We start from the raw sequence: 15,657 nt of genomic DNA on the forward strand, positions 1-15,657 counted from the left end.
TTAACGTTTGATTTGGTGCTGTTAATGTGCCTTAATTTTGTTACTTTTGCCGCGTGAATAACTAAAAACAATTGTGAATGTTATCAGTTTCTAATTTATCTGTACAATTTGGGAAAAGAGTGTTGTTTGATGAAGTGAATGTTACCTTTACCCAAGGGAATTGTTACGGAATTATTGGTGCCAATGGAGCCGGAAAATCTACATTTTTAAAAATATTATCAGGAAAACAAGATCCAACCAGTGGTCATGTTCATTTAGAGCCAGGAAAACGTATGTCGGTTTTAGAACAGGATCACTATGCGTACGATGACCACCCTGTATTAGAAACCGTTTTAATGGGTAATAAACCGCTATTTGCTATTAAAAAGGAAATGGATGCGTTGTATGCTGATTATTCTGACGAGAATGCAGATAGAATAGGGGAGTTGCAAGTTCAATTTGAGGAGATGAATGGTTGGAATGCAGATAGTGATGCAGCCGCCTTGTTGTCTAACCTTGGAATCTCGGAAGATTTGCACTACAGTTTAATGAGCGATCTAGATGGAAAGCAAAAAGTACGAGTGCTCTTGGCGCAAGCGCTTTTTGGGAACCCAGATGTACTAATTATGGATGAGCCTACCAATGACTTGGATTTTGAAACAATTTCATGGTTGGAAAATTTCTTGGCCAATTACGACAACACAGTGATCGTGGTGTCTCACGACCGTCACTTCCTGGATGCGGTTTGTACAAGCATTGCCGATATTGACTTTGGAAAACTAAACCTGTACAGTGGTAACTATACTTTCTGGTACGAAAGTAGTCAACTTGCGGCCCGACAAAGAGCGCAACAAAACAAAAAAGCTGAGGAAAAAGCAAAAGAATTGAATGAATTTATCCAGCGATTTAGTGCGAACGTAGCAAAAAGTAAGCAAGCTACTTCCCGTAAAAAAATGTTGGAAAAATTGAAAGTAGACGATATAAAACCATCCAGTAGACGTTATCCTGCTATTATTTTTGAGCGCGAACGCGAAGCTGGTGACCAAATTTTAAATATTGAAGGCCTTTCGGCAAGCATCGATGGTGAGACCTTATTTAAAGGTGTAGACATTAACTTGGCAAAGGGAGATAAAGTAGCCATTATTTCAAAAGATTCAAGGGCTACCACTGCTTTTTATGAAATTATAAACGATAATCTTAAACCAGATTCAGGAAAATTTCAATGGGGAATTACCACAACCCAAGCTTACTTGCCATCAGACAATTCTTCGTTTTTTGACAATGATGATACGTTGGTAGATTGGTTGCGCCAATATGCTAAAACGGAAGAAGAAAGAGAAGAAGTTTTTGTACGTGGATTTTTAGGTAAAATGCTTTTTAGTGGAGAAGAAGCTTTAAAAACAGGGCGCGTACTTTCTGGGGGGGAAAAAGTTCGTTGTATGTTGAGTAGAATGATGATGATACGAGGGAATGTTTTAATGTTGGACGAACCTACCAACCATTTGGATTTGGAAAGTATTACCGCATTCAACAATTCCCTAAAAAAGTTTCCGGGAACCATAATGCTTACTTCCCATGACCATGAGTTTACGCAAACCATTGCCAATAGAATTATTGAGCTTACACCAAATGGAACCATAGATCGCTATTTGTCTTTTGATGATTATATGAGCGATGCCAGCATTAAAGAGCAGCGTTCGAAAATGTACTCTTAAGAAAAAGCAACCTACGATACCAAATAAACACAAGCCCGCTGAATTGATTTTTAGCGGGCTTTTTTGTTTCATATCCTTTGGATATTACTGCGAGTGTGTTATGTTTTCTATCCTTTTAATCTTAAATTAAGTAGACCCTAAATTTTAATAATATATAAATACTGTATGAAATTTTTTTGTTTAACATATTTTATATAAAGTTTAAACAAAATTGTGATTTACAATAGAAATTTTAAGTTACATTTGATAAAAACATAAAGCTATGAAAATCAGAAATTTATTTATTGCATGTGCGGCAGGAGCTTTTATTTTAGCTTCTTGCGCAGATGGAAACAAAAAAGAAAAAGAAACAGAGAAGGCTACCGAAGATTCTGTAGCAGCCATGTCTAAAACAGACGAATACGCGAAAACAGAGCGTATGGAAGAAGAAATGGATCAAAAAGCAACTATTGTAGGAGTTGCAGCGTCAAATGATAATTTTTCTACCTTGGTGACAGCTGTTAAGGCTGCAGATTTGGTAGAAACTTTAAGCAGTGAAGGTCCTTTTACGGTATTTGCTCCAACCAACGATGCTTTTAAAAAGTTGCCAAAAGGAACTGTGGAAGGTTTATTGGCTCCAAATAAAAAATCGGATTTGGCTAATATTCTTACATACCACGTAGTTTCGGGTAAAGTAGATGCTAAAACTTTAACAGAAGCAATTAAGAGCAATAATGGTTCTTACAGTGTAGAAACTGTACAAGGTGAAAAATTAACTGCCATGGTAAAAGATGGAAAAGTGGTTTTAAAAGATGCTAAGGGAAATATGTCTACTGTGGTACAGGTAGACGTCATGGCATCCAATGGTGTAATTCACGCCATAGACGCGGTAGTAATGCCGTAATTGTAAAGTAAAGATTTATTAAAAAGCTGTCCAGATTTGGACAGCTTTTTTTATGACTTATCTTCTGTTTTTTATACAGATGAAGCTGGACATAAAAATGTTTTTGGGTAATTAATCTTATGGTTGTAGTGGTATGGATTCACTTACACAAATTGTTCTAGGTGCTGCTGTAGGAGAAGCAGTTTTAGGAAAGAAAATAGGTAATAAAGCAATGCTTTACGGCGCTATTGCTGGTACTATCCCAGATTTGGACGTTATTATAGGAAATTTTACAGATACTGTAACCGCTTTGGAAATGCATCGAGGTTTTACACACTCGATTTTATTTTCCATAACTTTTGCACCTATTTTTGGGTGGATTGTTTCCCGTTTTGAAAGTTATAAAAACATAAAAGCCTGGTCGTGGTTGTTTTTTTGGTGTTTACTTACACATCCGCTGCTGGATGCCTTTACCACCTGGGGAACGCAATTGTTTTGGCCGTTTGATATCCGTCTGGCTTTTAAATCTATTTTTGTAATCGATCCTCTCTACACCCTTCCTTTTTTAATTTTTGTGGTACTGGCCATGTTCCAAAAAAGAACCTCTAAAAGAAGACGTTTTTATAATACAACCGGACTCCTAATAAGTACAACTTATTTATTTCTGACGTTGATACTGAAATGGATTGCTTTTGAGAAATTTGAAGAAGCCTTAAAAGTTCAAAACATTGAGTATAGGCAAATCGATACCCGTCCGTCTGCCTTAAATACTATTTTATGGAGTGCAAACGTGGAAGCTAAAGATTCTTTTTTAATGGCGACTTATTCTTTTTTTGATACCAAAAAGATTCAGTTCAATTCTTATGCTAAGAACCATCAGTTGATAGCTAAATACAAGGAGAATGACAAATTTGAGCGGATGGTGCATATCTCCAAAGACTGGTACAGCATCACTAAAAAGGGTAATGAACTATATTTTAATGATTTAAGATTCGGATTAATGAGTATGGAACCTAATGCCAGTGATTATGTGTTTCAGTATAGAATAGATGAGAATGGCAAAGGGCAAATCAGTTTTACAGAAACCGAAAAAGATAGGGCAGATGCCAAAAAACTACTTAAAGAACTTTGGCAACGGGTAAAAGGAAATTGATGAATTGAGATTTAGAGATATTTATTAAGGTGTTTACATTGAATTTTTAAGCTTTTAAACGCTATAGATTTTCGAAAACCAAAAACACTAAACCAAAAACACTAAACCAAAAACATCAAACCAGAAACATCAAACTAAAAACAATAAACGTCATCGATGGTGATATGGTTCATTTCTAAGAATGGTAAATCCCCGGTAGAGTTGCTCCACAAAAAATAAACGTATCATCTGGTGTGAGAATGTCATTTTAGAAAGTGAAATCTTTCCTAGGGCTTTTTTATATATAGCTTCCGAAAAACCATATGGTCCGCCAATAACAAAAACCAACTGTTTTGCGCCACTGTTCATGTGTTTTTGAAGATATTCGGCAAAAACTTCCGAAGAAAATTGTTTTCCGTTTTCATCTAAAAGAACCAGTACATCAGTAGGGCTTAGTTTTTTTAAAATCAGTTCGCCTTCTTTTTCCTTTTGTTGGGCTTCCGAAAGGTTTTTGACATTTTTTATGTCGGGAATAATATCAAAATCAAAATTTACATAAAAGCCTAAACGCTTAGTATAGTTGTCTACTAAATCAATCAAATTTTTATCATCGGTTTTTCCAACCGCTAAGAGCTTAATGTTCATAAGGCAAAAATAAATTTTTTAGAAAGTAAAAACCAGTAAAAAGGGATTTATCAAAAATAGCTATATAATATTCGTACCTAAAAAAGGATTTTAATAAATTAGCGCAAAACACTGTTGAATGATCTCAAAAGAACAATTTCAAAAAGAGCTTGAGTTAATAATAGAAAATGCCATCCGGGAAGATGTTGGGGATGGCGACCACAGTTCCCTTGCTTGTATACCGCGTAATGCAGAAGGAAAAGCAAAACTATTGGTAAAAGACAAAGGGACAATTGCCGGAGTGGAATTTGCCAAAATGGTTTTCGATTATGTAGATACCAATTTAAAAGTGGAGACACTCATTAACGACGGGCAAGAGGTAAAACAGGGTGATATTGTTTTTTATGTGCAAGGTTATTCTCAGTCTATTTTAAAAGCAGAAAGGCTGGTATTGAATGCCATGCAGCGTATGAGTGCTATTGCAACCAAAACTAAAAGCTTTGTGGATCTTTTGGAGGGAACCAATACCAAAATTTTAGATACTAGAAAAACGACCCCGGGCATTAGGGCTTTGGAAAAATGGGCCGTAAAAATTGGGGGAGGAGAGAATCATCGTTTTGCCTTGTACGACATGATTATGCTGAAAGACAATCATATTGATTTTGCCGGCGGAATCCCAGAGGCTATTTCGAAAACAAAACACTATTTAAAAGAAAACGATCGAGATCTTAAAATAATTGTAGAGGCTAGAAATTTAGACGAAGTAGCGACTATTTTAGAGGCTGGAGGAGTGTATCGTATATTATTGGATAACTTTAATTTTGAAGAGACTCGAAAAGCCGTAAAGTTAATAGGGGATCAATGTTTAACAGAATCTTCCGGCGGAATTAACGAGCAAACCATAAGAAAATATGCAGAATGTGGCGTAAATTACATTTCTTCAGGAGCACTTACACATTCTATTTACAATATGGATTTGAGTTTAAAAGCCGTTTAATATGTCTGTAGAGATCGAAGAGAAGCTGGCAAAAATACCGGTGGTAAATTATTTTGTCAAAATTTTAAAAACCATAAAATTGCCGGGTTTTGAAGGGCTTTCGGCATACGATCTCGCAGAAATGTATTTTGTTGGCATTGTTAAAGGGGCACTTACCTATCGTGCCAGTGCCATTTCTTTTAGTTTTTTTATGGCCTTATTCCCTTTTTTGCTGTTTGTGCTAAACTTAATTCCGTACGTGCCCATGGAGGGGTTTCAACAGGATTTTATTCATTTTATTGAAAGTCTACTCCCACCCCAAACCGCCAATTTTTTCGATTCCATTATAGAAGATATTGTAAGCAAACAGCGGGGTGGATTACTGTCTTCTGTATTCTTTCTTTCCATTTTTTTAATGGCTAACGGTATCAACGCCATTTTTGGTGGTTTTGAAACCTCATACCATGTGGAGATTACCCGCAACATTGTAAAACAATATTTTGTAGCGGTTGCCGTAGCACTTATGATGTCTTTTATCTTTTTACTAAGTGTAATAGGTTTTATTTTTTATGAAATTTACATCGTTCAGTACCTAAGCGAGTGGGCCGCCAAAACAAATGGCATGGATATTGAGACAGGGGATATTATAGGAGTGCAAATAGGCAGGTTTCTGTTTTTTGTAATTTTATCGTTCTTAACGACCGCTATTCTGTATTATTTTGGCACAACGGAAGGAAAAGAAACCCGTTTCTTTTCACCTGGAGCTTTGTTAACAACTATTTTAATTATAATAACAACCTATTTATTTGGAATTTATATCGAGAATTTCTCTCAGTACAATGAAATTTATGGTTCCATTGGAGCATTGTTAATTTTAATGCTATATATTTGGATTAACTCCAATATTTTATTGCTGGGGTTCGAGTTAAACGCTTCTTTGAGAAGTTTAAGACGAAATTTTTAATTAATCAATTTAAAGTATGAATAAGAAATTTTTAGTGACTGTTTTTATGGCCGTGCTAGTGGGTGTTTCAGCTCAAGCACAAAGTGTTTTTGGAAAATGGAAAACCATCGATGATGAAACCGGGAAAGAAAAATCCATCGTAAATATCTACGAAGAAAACGGAAAAGTCTATGGGAAGGTTGTAGAAATATTGAACAAAGACCGAGTAGATGTAGTGTGTGATAAATGTGAAGGGGATAAGAAAAACAAAAAAGTCCTTGGAATGGTAATTATTGAGGATTTGAAAAAAGATGGTGATGAATATGAAGGAGGTACCATTCTAGATCCTGAAAAAGGGAAAGAGTACAAATGTAAAATATGGGTGGACGAAGACAATTCCGATATTCTTAACGTTCGCGGATATATTGCATTTTTGTTTAGAACTCAAGAGTGGCATCGCGTTAAATAAAAAATTACTTAATTTTGTGTAAAGGGAATAAAACTGATAGTACAGTTTTATTCCCTTTTTTGTTTTCAAAAACCAAAAAAGGCGAAAACGGTTATCTTTGTCTTACAACCAATCCGCCATGTTAGACAGTACCCTTAAAAAATTCGATCGAATTGTTGCTATTCTCATTCAATTGCAATCTAAAAGGATTGTAAAAGCACAAGACCTTGCCGATAGATTTCAAGTAAGTTTAAGAACCATTTACAGGGATATACGTACTTTGGAAACTTCGGGAGTGCCCATAGTAAGTGAAGCCGGAATAGGCTATAGTCTTATGGAAGGTTACCGATTGCCTCCAGTGATGTTTACCAAGGAAGAAGCTGGTAGTTTTATCGCAGCGGAAAAATTAATGCAACAATATACCGATGCTTCCCTCGGGGCTTATTTTGAAGCCGCTATGTTTAAAATTAAAGCAGTTTTACGAGGAAGTGAGAAAGATTGGATCGACGCTCTAGAATCACAAATAACCATCAAAGCATCCCATGAACTTTTCAATAAGGAAATCCCTAATGCCCTAGAAATACTTTTTGAAAGTATAGCAGAAAAGAAACAGGTCTTTCTAACATATGAAGCCCTACTTGCACAAGAGTATACCCAAAGATATATAGAGCCCGTAGGGATATTTAATGAAAACAGTTTTTGGTATATTATGGCCTACTGCCATTTAAGAAGAGCTTATAGACAATTTAGGACGGATAGAATACAACAGATAAAACGTACAGAAAAACTATTTACCAAAGAACACGAACCGCTGGATGCTTATCTTCCACGAGAAAAAGAAGATGAAAAAACCACTATTGTAATAAGGGTGGACAAACAGGTGGCAATGCACCTAAAGCATAATTGCAGCTATTACGGCTTGATTTCAGAAGAAATAATGGGAGATGAAGTAGAAATGGTTTTTAAGACTTCGGATATAGAAAACGGATTTGCACGCTGGTATTTAATGTTTGCCGATTATGCCACCATACTGAAGCCACTAAGTTTAAAAAATCGTGTAAAAGAAATAGTAAACCAAGCGCAGGAGCGACTGTTGTAAATTTAAACACAATGATTTTATTTCATTAAGTTTTGTTGGGATAATAGCTTTTGGGAAATTAAAAGTTCCCTACCTTTATTAGAAAGAGCACTAACCATAAAAATAAATGAATATGGATTGGATTTATAGCAATAGCGACCCGTTATTACAAACTTTAGGAGGAAGCATTTTAATTTTTATAGCGGTAATAGTCTTAACGCGTATTATCGGTTTGCGTTCTTTTGCAAAATTTACGGCCTACGATTTTGCATTTACCATAGCCATAGGAAGCATTATTTCTTCCACTTTAACCTCTAGTACCTCGATTGCCCATGGATCTGTAGCCATAGGAGGGTTGTTGGTGCTTACCTTTATCTTTTCCTATCTACAACGAAAGTTTCCTTGGATAAATAAGCTAATATCCAATAAGCCCTTATTATTAATGAAAGGGGATACTATTTTGGAGGAAAACTTAAAATATGCCCGAATTGATAAATCGCAACTTATAGCAAAACTCCGGGAGGCCAATGTTTTAAACTACGATCAGGTAAGAGCTGTGGTATTGGAATCTACAGGGGATATTTCTGTACTTCATGTTTCTGAAGGATCTTCCGAAGATTTAAATGAAAAAATTTTAGAAGGGGTACGTGAAAAACCCTAAGAATAGCATCTTTCTAAAATTAAATTCCCTTTAAAACCCGGTTTAGGCTCCGTACATTGATACCCAAATAGTTTGCGATATCTTGTTTGGAGATTTCATTTATTAAATTTGGGTAATGCTCAATTAAACGAAGTAAATTATCTTCTAGTGTATGAGATTGGTTGTACGCATGGCGAACAGCCGTATAGTTGAGTTTATTGGCGAGCGCTTTTAAAATTAATGTATTAAAAGTAGGATCGTTTTTTAGCAATTGGGTAAAAAAGGAGATTTCGATAGAGTACAATTCTACGGAATTGATTGCCTCAATACAACAAAAACTCAGATTCCCATTGATGGCTTCCAACTCTCCAAAAATTTCCCCTGCACCAAAGAATTCTTGAATAAAGTCCACGCCATTATCTTCCGTCAAATAACATTTTGTGAGTCCGCTTTTCAAAATATAAACTGAAGAAACCCTTTTCTTTTGATCCAATATCACTGCCTTAGGTTGGTAATGGCACCTAGCGATAGTACCTTCACCAGAATCGAGTAGATGTTTTGTGATATATTGTAGGAGATCTGCGTTTTTTCGTATCATTTTTTGGAGTCGGACAAATGTCCTTTTAAAATTTTAAAACAAAGTATTTCTTTGTAGCCAATTACACCCACAAAGATATTTAATACGCATGAGCTTCCTAAAGAATACGCTGGCAAAATACAACTCGCATCCTATTTACAATCTTAAATTCGCAATGGTATGCAGTAGCTCCCTTCTTTTTTCAGCGAGTTACAATATGCTTATTCCAGAGCTCCCGGCCTATTTAAGCGCTATGGGGGGTGCCAAGTATATCGGGCTCATTATTGCATTATTTACCTTAACGGCTGGAATTTCCAGGCCCTTTAGTGGAAGACTTACCGATACTGTTGGTAGGGTTCCTGTAATGGTTTTCGGGGCGTTGGTATGTGTGTTTTGTGGATTCCTATATCCTATTTTACACTCGGTATTCGGTTTCTTGTTGCTCCGTCTGCTCCATGGATTTTCCACAGGTTTTAAGCCCACTGCGACCTCTGCATACATTGCAGACATTACCTCGCAGCAATCTTGGGGAGAAGCTATTGGTATGCAAAGTTTGTTTTACAGCACAGGAATGGCATTAGGGCCGGCAGTAGGAAGTTTTATAAAACTCAATTATTCTTTTGATGTGCTTTTTTATTCTTCTTCCGTTTGTGCCTTTTTATCAATGGTGATAATTCTTAACATGAAAGAAACCTTAGAACCGAGAAAGAAGTTTAAATGGTCGCTTTTAAAAATTTCCCGTAGGGATATCATTGCTTTGGAAGTGTTGCCGGCGGCCATTGTTACCTTCCTGTTTTACACGTCACTTGGCGTTATCTTAACGCTAATTCCAGATTGGACCGCCAGTTTAGGGATAGCCAATAAAGGTTTGTTTTTTATTGTTTTTACCATTTCTTCCCTCTTGGTAAGGTTTTTATCTGGAAAAGCTTCCGATAGGTACGGGCGAACTGTTTTAATTAAAATTGGGTTACTGGTATTGGCTGTAGCTATGGTAGTCATCGGTTTGGCGTCTACATATCTCTTATTTATAACTGGAGGAATATTGTTTGGCTTAGCCATGGGGATTGTCTCCCCCTCCTTAAATGCTTGGACGATCGATATGAGTCATAAAGAAGCTAGGGGGAAAGCGGTGGCCACCATGTATATTGCTTTGGAAGCCGGGATAGGCCTGGGAGCATTATTTTCGGGGTGGTATTATCAAAATAGGGTAGAAGTGATCCCTTTTGCAATGTTTTTTACCGCAGGGGTTGCCGTACTTGCATTTATCTATATGCTGAAGCGAACCTTAGTTTCCCGATAAAAGATATATTCGGCTAAAATTAAGTTGAAAAAAAAGTTTTGATTTTCGTAAATTCGGAAAAAGAATGGCAACTATGAAAAACATTTTAGTACTAAGCGTTATTTGCTTAACAATGAATCTTTATGCACAAAAAAAAGCAGAAATGGATAAAAAAACAATTTATCAGTTTACAGTTGAAGACATCAGCGGAAAAGAATATCCACTAAAAGAACTGCAAGGACATAAGGTTATGATTGTTAATACCGCCAGCGAATGTGGCCTTACCCCACAATACGAGCAATTACAGGAATTGTATGACACCTACAAAGATGATGGTTTTGTAATCATCGGATTTCCTGCCAATAATTTTGCTGGTCAAGAACCCGGCGATAATAAGGAAATAGCTCAGTTTTGCAAGGCGAATTACGGTGTTACTTTCCCTATGATGAGTAAAATATCAGTAAAAGGAGACGATATGCATCCGCTCTATAAATTCTTAACGGAAAAAGATCGAAACGGTGTTGAAAACTCAGAGGTGGCATGGAATTTTCAGAAGTATTTAATAGACGAAACAGGTCATGTAGCCAAAGTAGTTTCACCAAAAACACTGCCTACCGATAAAAGCGTAACAAGTTGGATTGAAAAATAGTTTGAAAAATGAACCCCAAAGTTGATTTTTTCTTCGAAAAAGATTCTCAATGGAAAAAGGAATATGCCCTGCTGAGAAAGATCCTATTGGATTGTGGTTTGGACGAAGCTTTAAAATGGGGACATCCCTGCTATACTTTTAAAGGAAGGAATATTGTTTTAATACATGGCTTTAAAGAATATTGCGCGTTGCTGTTCCATAAAGGGGTTCTTTTAAAGGACGTAAACAACATATTGGTACAACAAACTGAAAATGTACAGTCCGCCCGACAAATTCGTTTTACTTCCTTAGAAGAAATAGTAGACCAAGAAAAAATTATAAAACAATATGTTTACGAAGCGGTGGAAGTAGAAAAAGCAGGCATAAAAGTCCCTTTGAAAAAGACTTCGGAGTATGAAATACCAGAAGAACTTCAGCAAAAAATGGAATCCGATCCAGATTTCAAAGAGGCCTTTAAATCCTTAACCCCGGGCAGACAGCGTGGTTATTTTCTTTATTTTTCTCAAGCTAAGCAGTCCAAAACTCGGGAAGCCCGTATTGAAAAATGTATTCCAAAAATCTATGAGGGTAAAGGTTGGAATGAACGCTAAGCCTATTTTTAAGGGTAATTGGGGATATTCAGCCCTAGGATAATATCTCTCTTTACTGTTAAAATGCCATTTCCCTTCTTCGGTTGTACAATACCAGATCCACCTCTTTCCGTGAGTTTTTCTTGGAAACTTTCTGTTAATAAAGAATCGTCGGCAAACATAAAATCATCTAAATAATATTCGTTTATGTTTGGTTCCTTTACCGTTATATGAATATGTTCTGGAGTATTTCCATTGGGATAGGAGGCGGGCCTAAAGGTGTAAAAAGTATATTTTCCAGAAGAATTTGTTTTAACCCACCCCTGTAAATAGCCATGTCGCTTACCCCATCCTTTTTCGTTACCACTCTTGGGATAAATACCATCCCTGTTGGTATGGTAGATATAAAGAACAACATCCTCGGCAGGGGTTTTACCATCTTTTTTATAAACGGTTCCCGTGAGTTTTAATTTTGGAACTGTTGTTTCAAAATCGGGTAAAGTATCGGTGGATGTAAGTTTTTTATTGCCATATTCCAGAACAGCTTCGCAGCCTTGGCAGGGGCCTCCCACATGTTTTTTAGATTTCGTTTCATTATTCTGGGAATGGCAGGAAATAAAAGTAAAGTGTACAGCTAGAAAGAGAACAATACTTTTCATAATGGTTGTTTATTAGGTAGCGCATCAAATATTGTTCCTGAATTACGAATGATACTGATTTTTAATTACTTAAGAATCAAAAACAAACCAAGACTTTAATATTCATTAAAAAATTAAACCTCTTTTACCTTTATACAAAAACGACATAAAAAATCCTGTAAAAGCTATCACGCGAGTACAGGATTTCTCTTTGATTGGTTATGCTTATAAAAAGGTTTATTGCGTTTTAATAGTGTGCGAAAAAAGCTTTGGATTGATAACCAGCATCGCCCAAGCCCAGTTATTGGTATTGTCATTCGGTCTGCCATCTTTTATCAAGCTCATGCTATCGGAAGCGAACATATGGGAATAACCTAGTTTTAAGGAAGCGAACTTCATTAATTTATGACTGTAAGCAATGTCTATTTCGGTACCTAAATAGGCATCGGCGTCGTCGGCGAGATCTCCATTGGCAGCAAAATAGTGTACAGAACCCATAAGATTCGATTTTTCGCTGGTTTTTAAAACCACTTTTCCGTAGAGGTCATTTAAACCAGCGCTATTTGCATAATTACCAACATAGAAATAATCCATAAATCCGTTAAAAGCATGGTTCGTTCCATACAGAGGAAAAAAGGAATTGTTATCGCTCCCGCCTTGATCTGATCCACTTAAAGCTTCAAACCCTAAAGCAAATAGCGTATTTTGTGGTTTGTAGCTGGCTTCAAGCATAAACTCATACGCACTTAAATCCACATCGATAGGGTAGGCTTTTCCAAATTGGTAATAGAAACTTCCCGAGAAATTTAAAACAGATAGCGGAAACTTAAAATAGGTTCCGGCTGTTTGGGTATAATAGACGCCATCGGCTTCATCATTTTCATCAAACTTCTGGAAGCCGGTATTTAGAAACAAAAAACTAGCTTGCGCCTTTTCCCATTCCTTTTTTGCATACAGGTATTGCATGGTTTTGTAGGTAAAGAACCCAGGGACATCGTAAACGGTTCCTTCATTTTGTTGACTGGTTTGACTGAATGCAAAGCCTGCATCGGCCATAAAGCCATTGTTTCTATATTTTAGAAGAGCGGCATCGTGAAAACGTCCCTGCATCGCCCAATCCAATCCACCAAAAATCCGTTCATTATCATAAATTATGGTCTGTCGCCCTACTTTAGTCGACCAATTCTCATTGATCATAAGTTCGGCCCACGCCTGAAAAAGAAAAAATGAATCATTGCCATCATTAATCAATATCTGTCTGGTATCGCCCCAAGTACTAACGTCTTGAACACTTAGCATGACTTTGAGGAGTTCAGAGTCATAATTTACATTCAAGCGCGATCGTTGGGTTACAAAAGCAGCAGGATCGGCATCATCGGGAAACAACGAACTAAATCCGTGACGGTACTCAAATCGAGGCCGTATATCGGCGTCTACTTCTAGAGTCTGACTAAATACCCCGTGTGCCAAACATAAAAACAGGAAAAGAGAAGTGATTTTTTTGGTCATAATTATTGGTTTTTCTGTAAAATTAAGTATAAATACTTAAAAGTAAGTAATAATACTTAATTTATTTTTATGATTAAAAAAAATAATGATTAGTTTTGTTTAACTAAAGATAGCAAATGATTACTGTTAAAGAGGCTTTGGCATTTATAAAAAATAATTGTACCCGTCTAGAAAACAGGCATATGCCCCTCAGGGATGCTATTGGATTTACACTTGCAGAAGATATTTTTTCTAAAATTGATTTGCCTCCCTTTCGGCAGTCTGCTATGGACGGTTATGCGATTCGTGAGCACGAGTCTTTTACCTATAAAGTAATTGGTGAATTACAGGCAGGGGATTCGGCGGATATTCATTTAAAAAGGGGAGAGGCAGTACGTATTTTTACAGGAGCCAAAGTTCCAGAAACTGCCACACGTATTTTAATGCAGGAACACGTGTCAAAGAGCAATAAAATCATCACTTACCAGAAGGCAGCGTTTGGTAAAACAAATGTTAAGGATCCTGGCGAACAAATAAAAAAAGGAGCGGTTGCTTTACCACAAGGCACGCTATTAAATACAGCGGCCATTGCTTTTCTAAGCGGATTGGGAATAGGGGAGGTTGCAGTTTACAAAATGCCCAAGGTTGCTATTCTAGTTACTGGAAACGAATTGCAAATACCGGGCACACAACTCGCAGCGGGTAAGATATTCGATTCTAACTCCATTATGTTGCAGTTGCTTTTAAAAAAAGCTGGTATCCAAGAATTGGAAACCATTTTTGTGGGAGACACCAAAAAAGAAACAGTCGCCATTGTAAAGCAATTATTAAACGATTACGACTTTTTGATTGCCTCTGGGGGCATTTCAGTAGGGGAATACGACTTGATGCGGGATGCTTTTAAAGTAAATGGGGTAAATGAGCATTTCTACAAAATAAATCAGCGCCCGGGAAAACCTATTTATTTTGGCACTACCAACAAGGCCACCGTATTTGGTCTCCCAGGAAATCCGGCGGCTTGCTTTATTAATTTTCAAGCGTATGTTTTGCCTGCCTTGCAATTGGCCATGGGGCAAAGGGAAGTAAGTAGGTTTAAAAAAGCCCAAATATTGGAAAGTCTTGCAAATAACACTGGAAAATGTTTGTTTTTAAGAGCTACGGTTAGTGGGAACACCGTAAAAGTAGCTAGCAATCAAAGCTCTTCGATGCTGCAAAGTTTAATTGCTGCCAATGCGCTGGTATATATTCCTTCGGAAACCAATGTCATAGAAAAAGGAACAGAAGTTTATTATCTTGATATTCTTCAGTAACTTTATAAATCAAATCAAACTTCTTAAAATTTGAAAATGAAAAAGAAGAAAAATGTTTTTATGGAAGGGGCAATTCCCCCGAGTTTTATAGCAGATTCCATCGCCAAACATCAATCCAAACATAGTATAGGAGCCCATAACATTTTTTTAGGGCAGGTAAGGGCCGACTTAACCGACGGTAAAAAAGTAAGCGCTATTGAGTATTCTACTTACGAGGCCATGGCCGATGAAAAATTATATGATATACGCGAGAAAGCTTTCGAAAAATTCAACCTTACCTGCATGCACATTTACCATAGTTTAGGAAAAGTGAATGCTGGGGAAATCTGCTTTTTTGTTTTTGTTTCTTCGGAAAGAAGGAAAGAAGTTTATGAAGCCACGGAAGCTATTGTAAATATGGTTAAAGAGGAAGTTCCTATTTTTGGGAAAGAGATTTTTGAAGACGAAACCCATCAATGGAAAGTGAATAGCTAGTTTTCAGTAAGCAGTAAGCAGTAAGCAGTGGGCAGTGTTCAGTAGGCAGTGAGAGCAGTGTTCAGTAGGCAGTTGCAGTATTCAGTAGGCAGTGATCACTTTCGGGTCTTTACGAGGAGCGGTTAAGCGACGTGGTAATCTCCTGAAAGGGTTTTGCAGTGTTCAGTTGGCAGTAGGCAGTTTCATAATAAAAACACCTGTGTATCCATGGCGACCATAATCAGGTAAGGTCAACTCAAAAACTAGAAACATACACAATTAACAAATAACTTTTAA

At 36.8% G+C, this 15,657-nt stretch carries 17 protein-coding genes; 13 read left to right on the forward strand and 4 right to left on the reverse strand.

The window, feature by feature from the left end; genetic code table 11:
* Positions 1–77: 77 nt before the first annotated feature.
* The 3 genes from HX109_RS13735 to HX109_RS13745 all read left to right on the forward strand — a co-directional run bounded on the left by HX109_RS13735 (position 78) and on the right by HX109_RS13745 (position 3,709).
* A complete protein-coding gene (locus HX109_RS13735) occupies positions 78–1,694 on the forward strand; it encodes an ABC-F family ATP-binding cassette domain-containing protein (protein ID WP_178952969.1) in 1,617 nt (538 codons plus the stop codon).
* Between the two features lie 262 nt (positions 1,695–1,956).
* On the forward strand, positions 1,957–2,577 hold the full coding sequence (locus HX109_RS13740; protein ID WP_178952971.1) for a fasciclin domain-containing protein: 621 nt from the start codon (positions 1,957–1,959) through the stop codon (positions 2,575–2,577).
* 133 nt (positions 2,578–2,710) lie between these two features.
* Positions 2,711–3,709, forward strand: coding sequence for a metal-dependent hydrolase (locus tag HX109_RS13745; protein WP_178952973.1), 999 nt, complete (start codon positions 2,711–2,713; stop codon positions 3,707–3,709).
* Positions 3,710–3,859: 150 nt separating this feature from the next.
* On the opposite strand, the gene rlmH is transcribed toward HX109_RS13745, so the two are convergent.
* Entirely contained in the window at positions 3,860–4,333 is a 474-nt protein-coding gene (gene rlmH / locus HX109_RS13750) for a 23S rRNA (pseudouridine(1915)-N(3))-methyltransferase RlmH (protein ID WP_178952975.1), read from the reverse strand.
* Positions 4,334–4,451: 118 nt separating this feature from the next.
* Here rlmH and nadC point away from each other — a divergent pair, with 118 nt between their 5' ends.
* The 5 genes from nadC (at position 4,452) to HX109_RS13775 (ending at position 8,418) form a co-directional block, all read left to right on the forward strand.
* Entirely contained in the window at positions 4,452–5,309 is an 858-nt protein-coding gene (gene nadC / locus HX109_RS13755) for a carboxylating nicotinate-nucleotide diphosphorylase (protein ID WP_178952977.1), read from the forward strand.
* 1 nt (position 5,310) lies between these two features.
* Positions 5,311–6,252 carry a YihY/virulence factor BrkB family protein gene (locus HX109_RS13760; protein WP_178952979.1) on the forward strand — a complete coding sequence of 314 codons (942 nt, stop codon included), beginning with the start codon at positions 5,311–5,313 and terminating at the stop codon, positions 6,250–6,252.
* 16 nt (positions 6,253–6,268) lie between these two features.
* Positions 6,269–6,700 (forward strand): DUF2147 domain-containing protein, encoded by a 432-nt coding sequence (locus HX109_RS13765; RefSeq protein ID WP_178952981.1) that lies wholly within the window; start codon positions 6,269–6,271, stop codon positions 6,698–6,700.
* Positions 6,701–6,797: 97 nt separating this feature from the next.
* On the forward strand, positions 6,798–7,778 hold the full coding sequence (locus tag HX109_RS13770) for a helix-turn-helix transcriptional regulator (RefSeq protein WP_410504020.1): 981 nt from the start codon (positions 6,798–6,800) through the stop codon (positions 7,776–7,778).
* Between the two features lie 112 nt (positions 7,779–7,890).
* The gene (locus HX109_RS13775) at positions 7,891–8,418 is read left to right on the forward strand and encodes a DUF421 domain-containing protein (RefSeq protein ID WP_178952984.1); all 528 of its coding nucleotides are present in this window, start codon (positions 7,891–7,893) and stop codon (positions 8,416–8,418) included.
* A gap of 19 nt (positions 8,419–8,437) precedes the next feature.
* Here HX109_RS13775 and HX109_RS13780 read toward each other — a convergent pair whose 3' ends face one another.
* Entirely contained in the window at positions 8,438–8,995 is a 558-nt protein-coding gene (locus HX109_RS13780; RefSeq protein ID WP_178952986.1) for a Crp/Fnr family transcriptional regulator, read from the reverse strand.
* Positions 8,996–9,083: 88 nt separating this feature from the next.
* Here HX109_RS13780 and HX109_RS13785 point away from each other — a divergent pair, with 88 nt between their 5' ends.
* The 3 genes from HX109_RS13785 to HX109_RS13795 all read left to right on the forward strand — a co-directional run bounded on the left by HX109_RS13785 (position 9,084) and on the right by HX109_RS13795 (position 11,492).
* Positions 9,084–10,274, forward strand: coding sequence for an MFS transporter (locus HX109_RS13785; RefSeq protein WP_255462701.1), 1,191 nt, complete (start codon positions 9,084–9,086; stop codon positions 10,272–10,274).
* Positions 10,275–10,347: 73 nt separating this feature from the next.
* Complete coding sequence (locus tag HX109_RS13790; RefSeq protein WP_178952987.1) at positions 10,348–10,902, forward strand: glutathione peroxidase; 555 nt, start codon at positions 10,348–10,350, stop codon at positions 10,900–10,902.
* An 8-nt stretch (positions 10,903–10,910) separates the two neighbouring features.
* Entirely contained in the window at positions 10,911–11,492 is a 582-nt protein-coding gene (locus HX109_RS13795) for a YdeI/OmpD-associated family protein (protein ID WP_178952989.1), read from the forward strand.
* A gap of 8 nt (positions 11,493–11,500) precedes the next feature.
* Here the strand turns inward: HX109_RS13795 and HX109_RS13800 are convergent, their stop codons facing one another.
* Entirely contained in the window at positions 11,501–12,130 is a 630-nt protein-coding gene (locus HX109_RS13800; RefSeq protein WP_178952991.1) for an intradiol ring-cleavage dioxygenase, read from the reverse strand.
* 216 nt (positions 12,131–12,346) lie between these two features.
* Positions 12,347–13,618: a hypothetical protein gene (locus tag HX109_RS13805; protein WP_178952993.1), complete on the reverse strand. Its 1,272-nt coding sequence runs from the start codon at positions 13,616–13,618 to the stop codon at positions 12,347–12,349.
* Positions 13,619–13,734: 116 nt separating this feature from the next.
* Here HX109_RS13805 and glp point away from each other — a divergent pair, with 116 nt between their 5' ends.
* Positions 13,735–14,907, forward strand: a complete 1,173-nt coding sequence (gene glp / locus HX109_RS13810) for a gephyrin-like molybdotransferase Glp (protein ID WP_178952995.1) — start codon at positions 13,735–13,737, stop codon at positions 14,905–14,907.
* Positions 14,908–14,943: 36 nt separating this feature from the next.
* Complete coding sequence (locus HX109_RS13815) at positions 14,944–15,381, forward strand: molybdenum cofactor biosynthesis protein MoaE (RefSeq protein WP_178952997.1); 438 nt, start codon at positions 14,944–14,946, stop codon at positions 15,379–15,381.
* The last annotated feature ends 276 nt before the right edge of the window (positions 15,382–15,657 follow it).

Source organism: Galbibacter sp. BG1 (assembly GCF_013391805.1).
Taxonomy (GTDB): domain Bacteria; phylum Bacteroidota; class Bacteroidia; order Flavobacteriales; family Flavobacteriaceae; genus Galbibacter.

Coding starts and splice junctions, on each gene's coding strand:
- HX109_RS13735 (WP_178952969.1), top strand. CDS start 78: ATGTTATCAGTTTCTAATTTATCTGTACAATTTGGGAAAAGAGTGTTG.
- HX109_RS13740 (WP_178952971.1), top strand. CDS start 1,957: ATGAAAATCAGAAATTTATTTATTGCATGTGCGGCAGGAGCTTTTATT.
- HX109_RS13745 (WP_178952973.1), top strand. CDS start 2,711: ATGGATTCACTTACACAAATTGTTCTAGGTGCTGCTGTAGGAGAAGCA.
- rlmH (WP_178952975.1), bottom strand. CDS start 4,333: ATGAACATTAAGCTCTTAGCGGTTGGAAAAACCGATGATAAAAATTTG.
- nadC (WP_178952977.1), top strand. CDS start 4,452: ATGATCTCAAAAGAACAATTTCAAAAAGAGCTTGAGTTAATAATAGAA.
- HX109_RS13760 (WP_178952979.1), top strand. CDS start 5,311: ATGTCTGTAGAGATCGAAGAGAAGCTGGCAAAAATACCGGTGGTAAAT.
- HX109_RS13765 (WP_178952981.1), top strand. CDS start 6,269: ATGAATAAGAAATTTTTAGTGACTGTTTTTATGGCCGTGCTAGTGGGT.
- HX109_RS13775 (WP_178952984.1), top strand. CDS start 7,891: ATGGATTGGATTTATAGCAATAGCGACCCGTTATTACAAACTTTAGGA.
- HX109_RS13780 (WP_178952986.1), bottom strand. CDS start 8,995: ATGATACGAAAAAACGCAGATCTCCTACAATATATCACAAAACATCTA.
- HX109_RS13785 (WP_255462701.1), top strand. CDS start 9,084: ATGAGCTTCCTAAAGAATACGCTGGCAAAATACAACTCGCATCCTATT.
- HX109_RS13790 (WP_178952987.1), top strand. CDS start 10,348: ATGAAAAACATTTTAGTACTAAGCGTTATTTGCTTAACAATGAATCTT.
- HX109_RS13795 (WP_178952989.1), top strand. CDS start 10,911: ATGAACCCCAAAGTTGATTTTTTCTTCGAAAAAGATTCTCAATGGAAA.
- HX109_RS13800 (WP_178952991.1), bottom strand. CDS start 12,130: ATGAAAAGTATTGTTCTCTTTCTAGCTGTACACTTTACTTTTATTTCC.
- HX109_RS13805 (WP_178952993.1), bottom strand. CDS start 13,618: ATGACCAAAAAAATCACTTCTCTTTTCCTGTTTTTATGTTTGGCACAC.
- glp (WP_178952995.1), top strand. CDS start 13,735: ATGATTACTGTTAAAGAGGCTTTGGCATTTATAAAAAATAATTGTACC.
- HX109_RS13815 (WP_178952997.1), top strand. CDS start 14,944: ATGAAAAAGAAGAAAAATGTTTTTATGGAAGGGGCAATTCCCCCGAGT.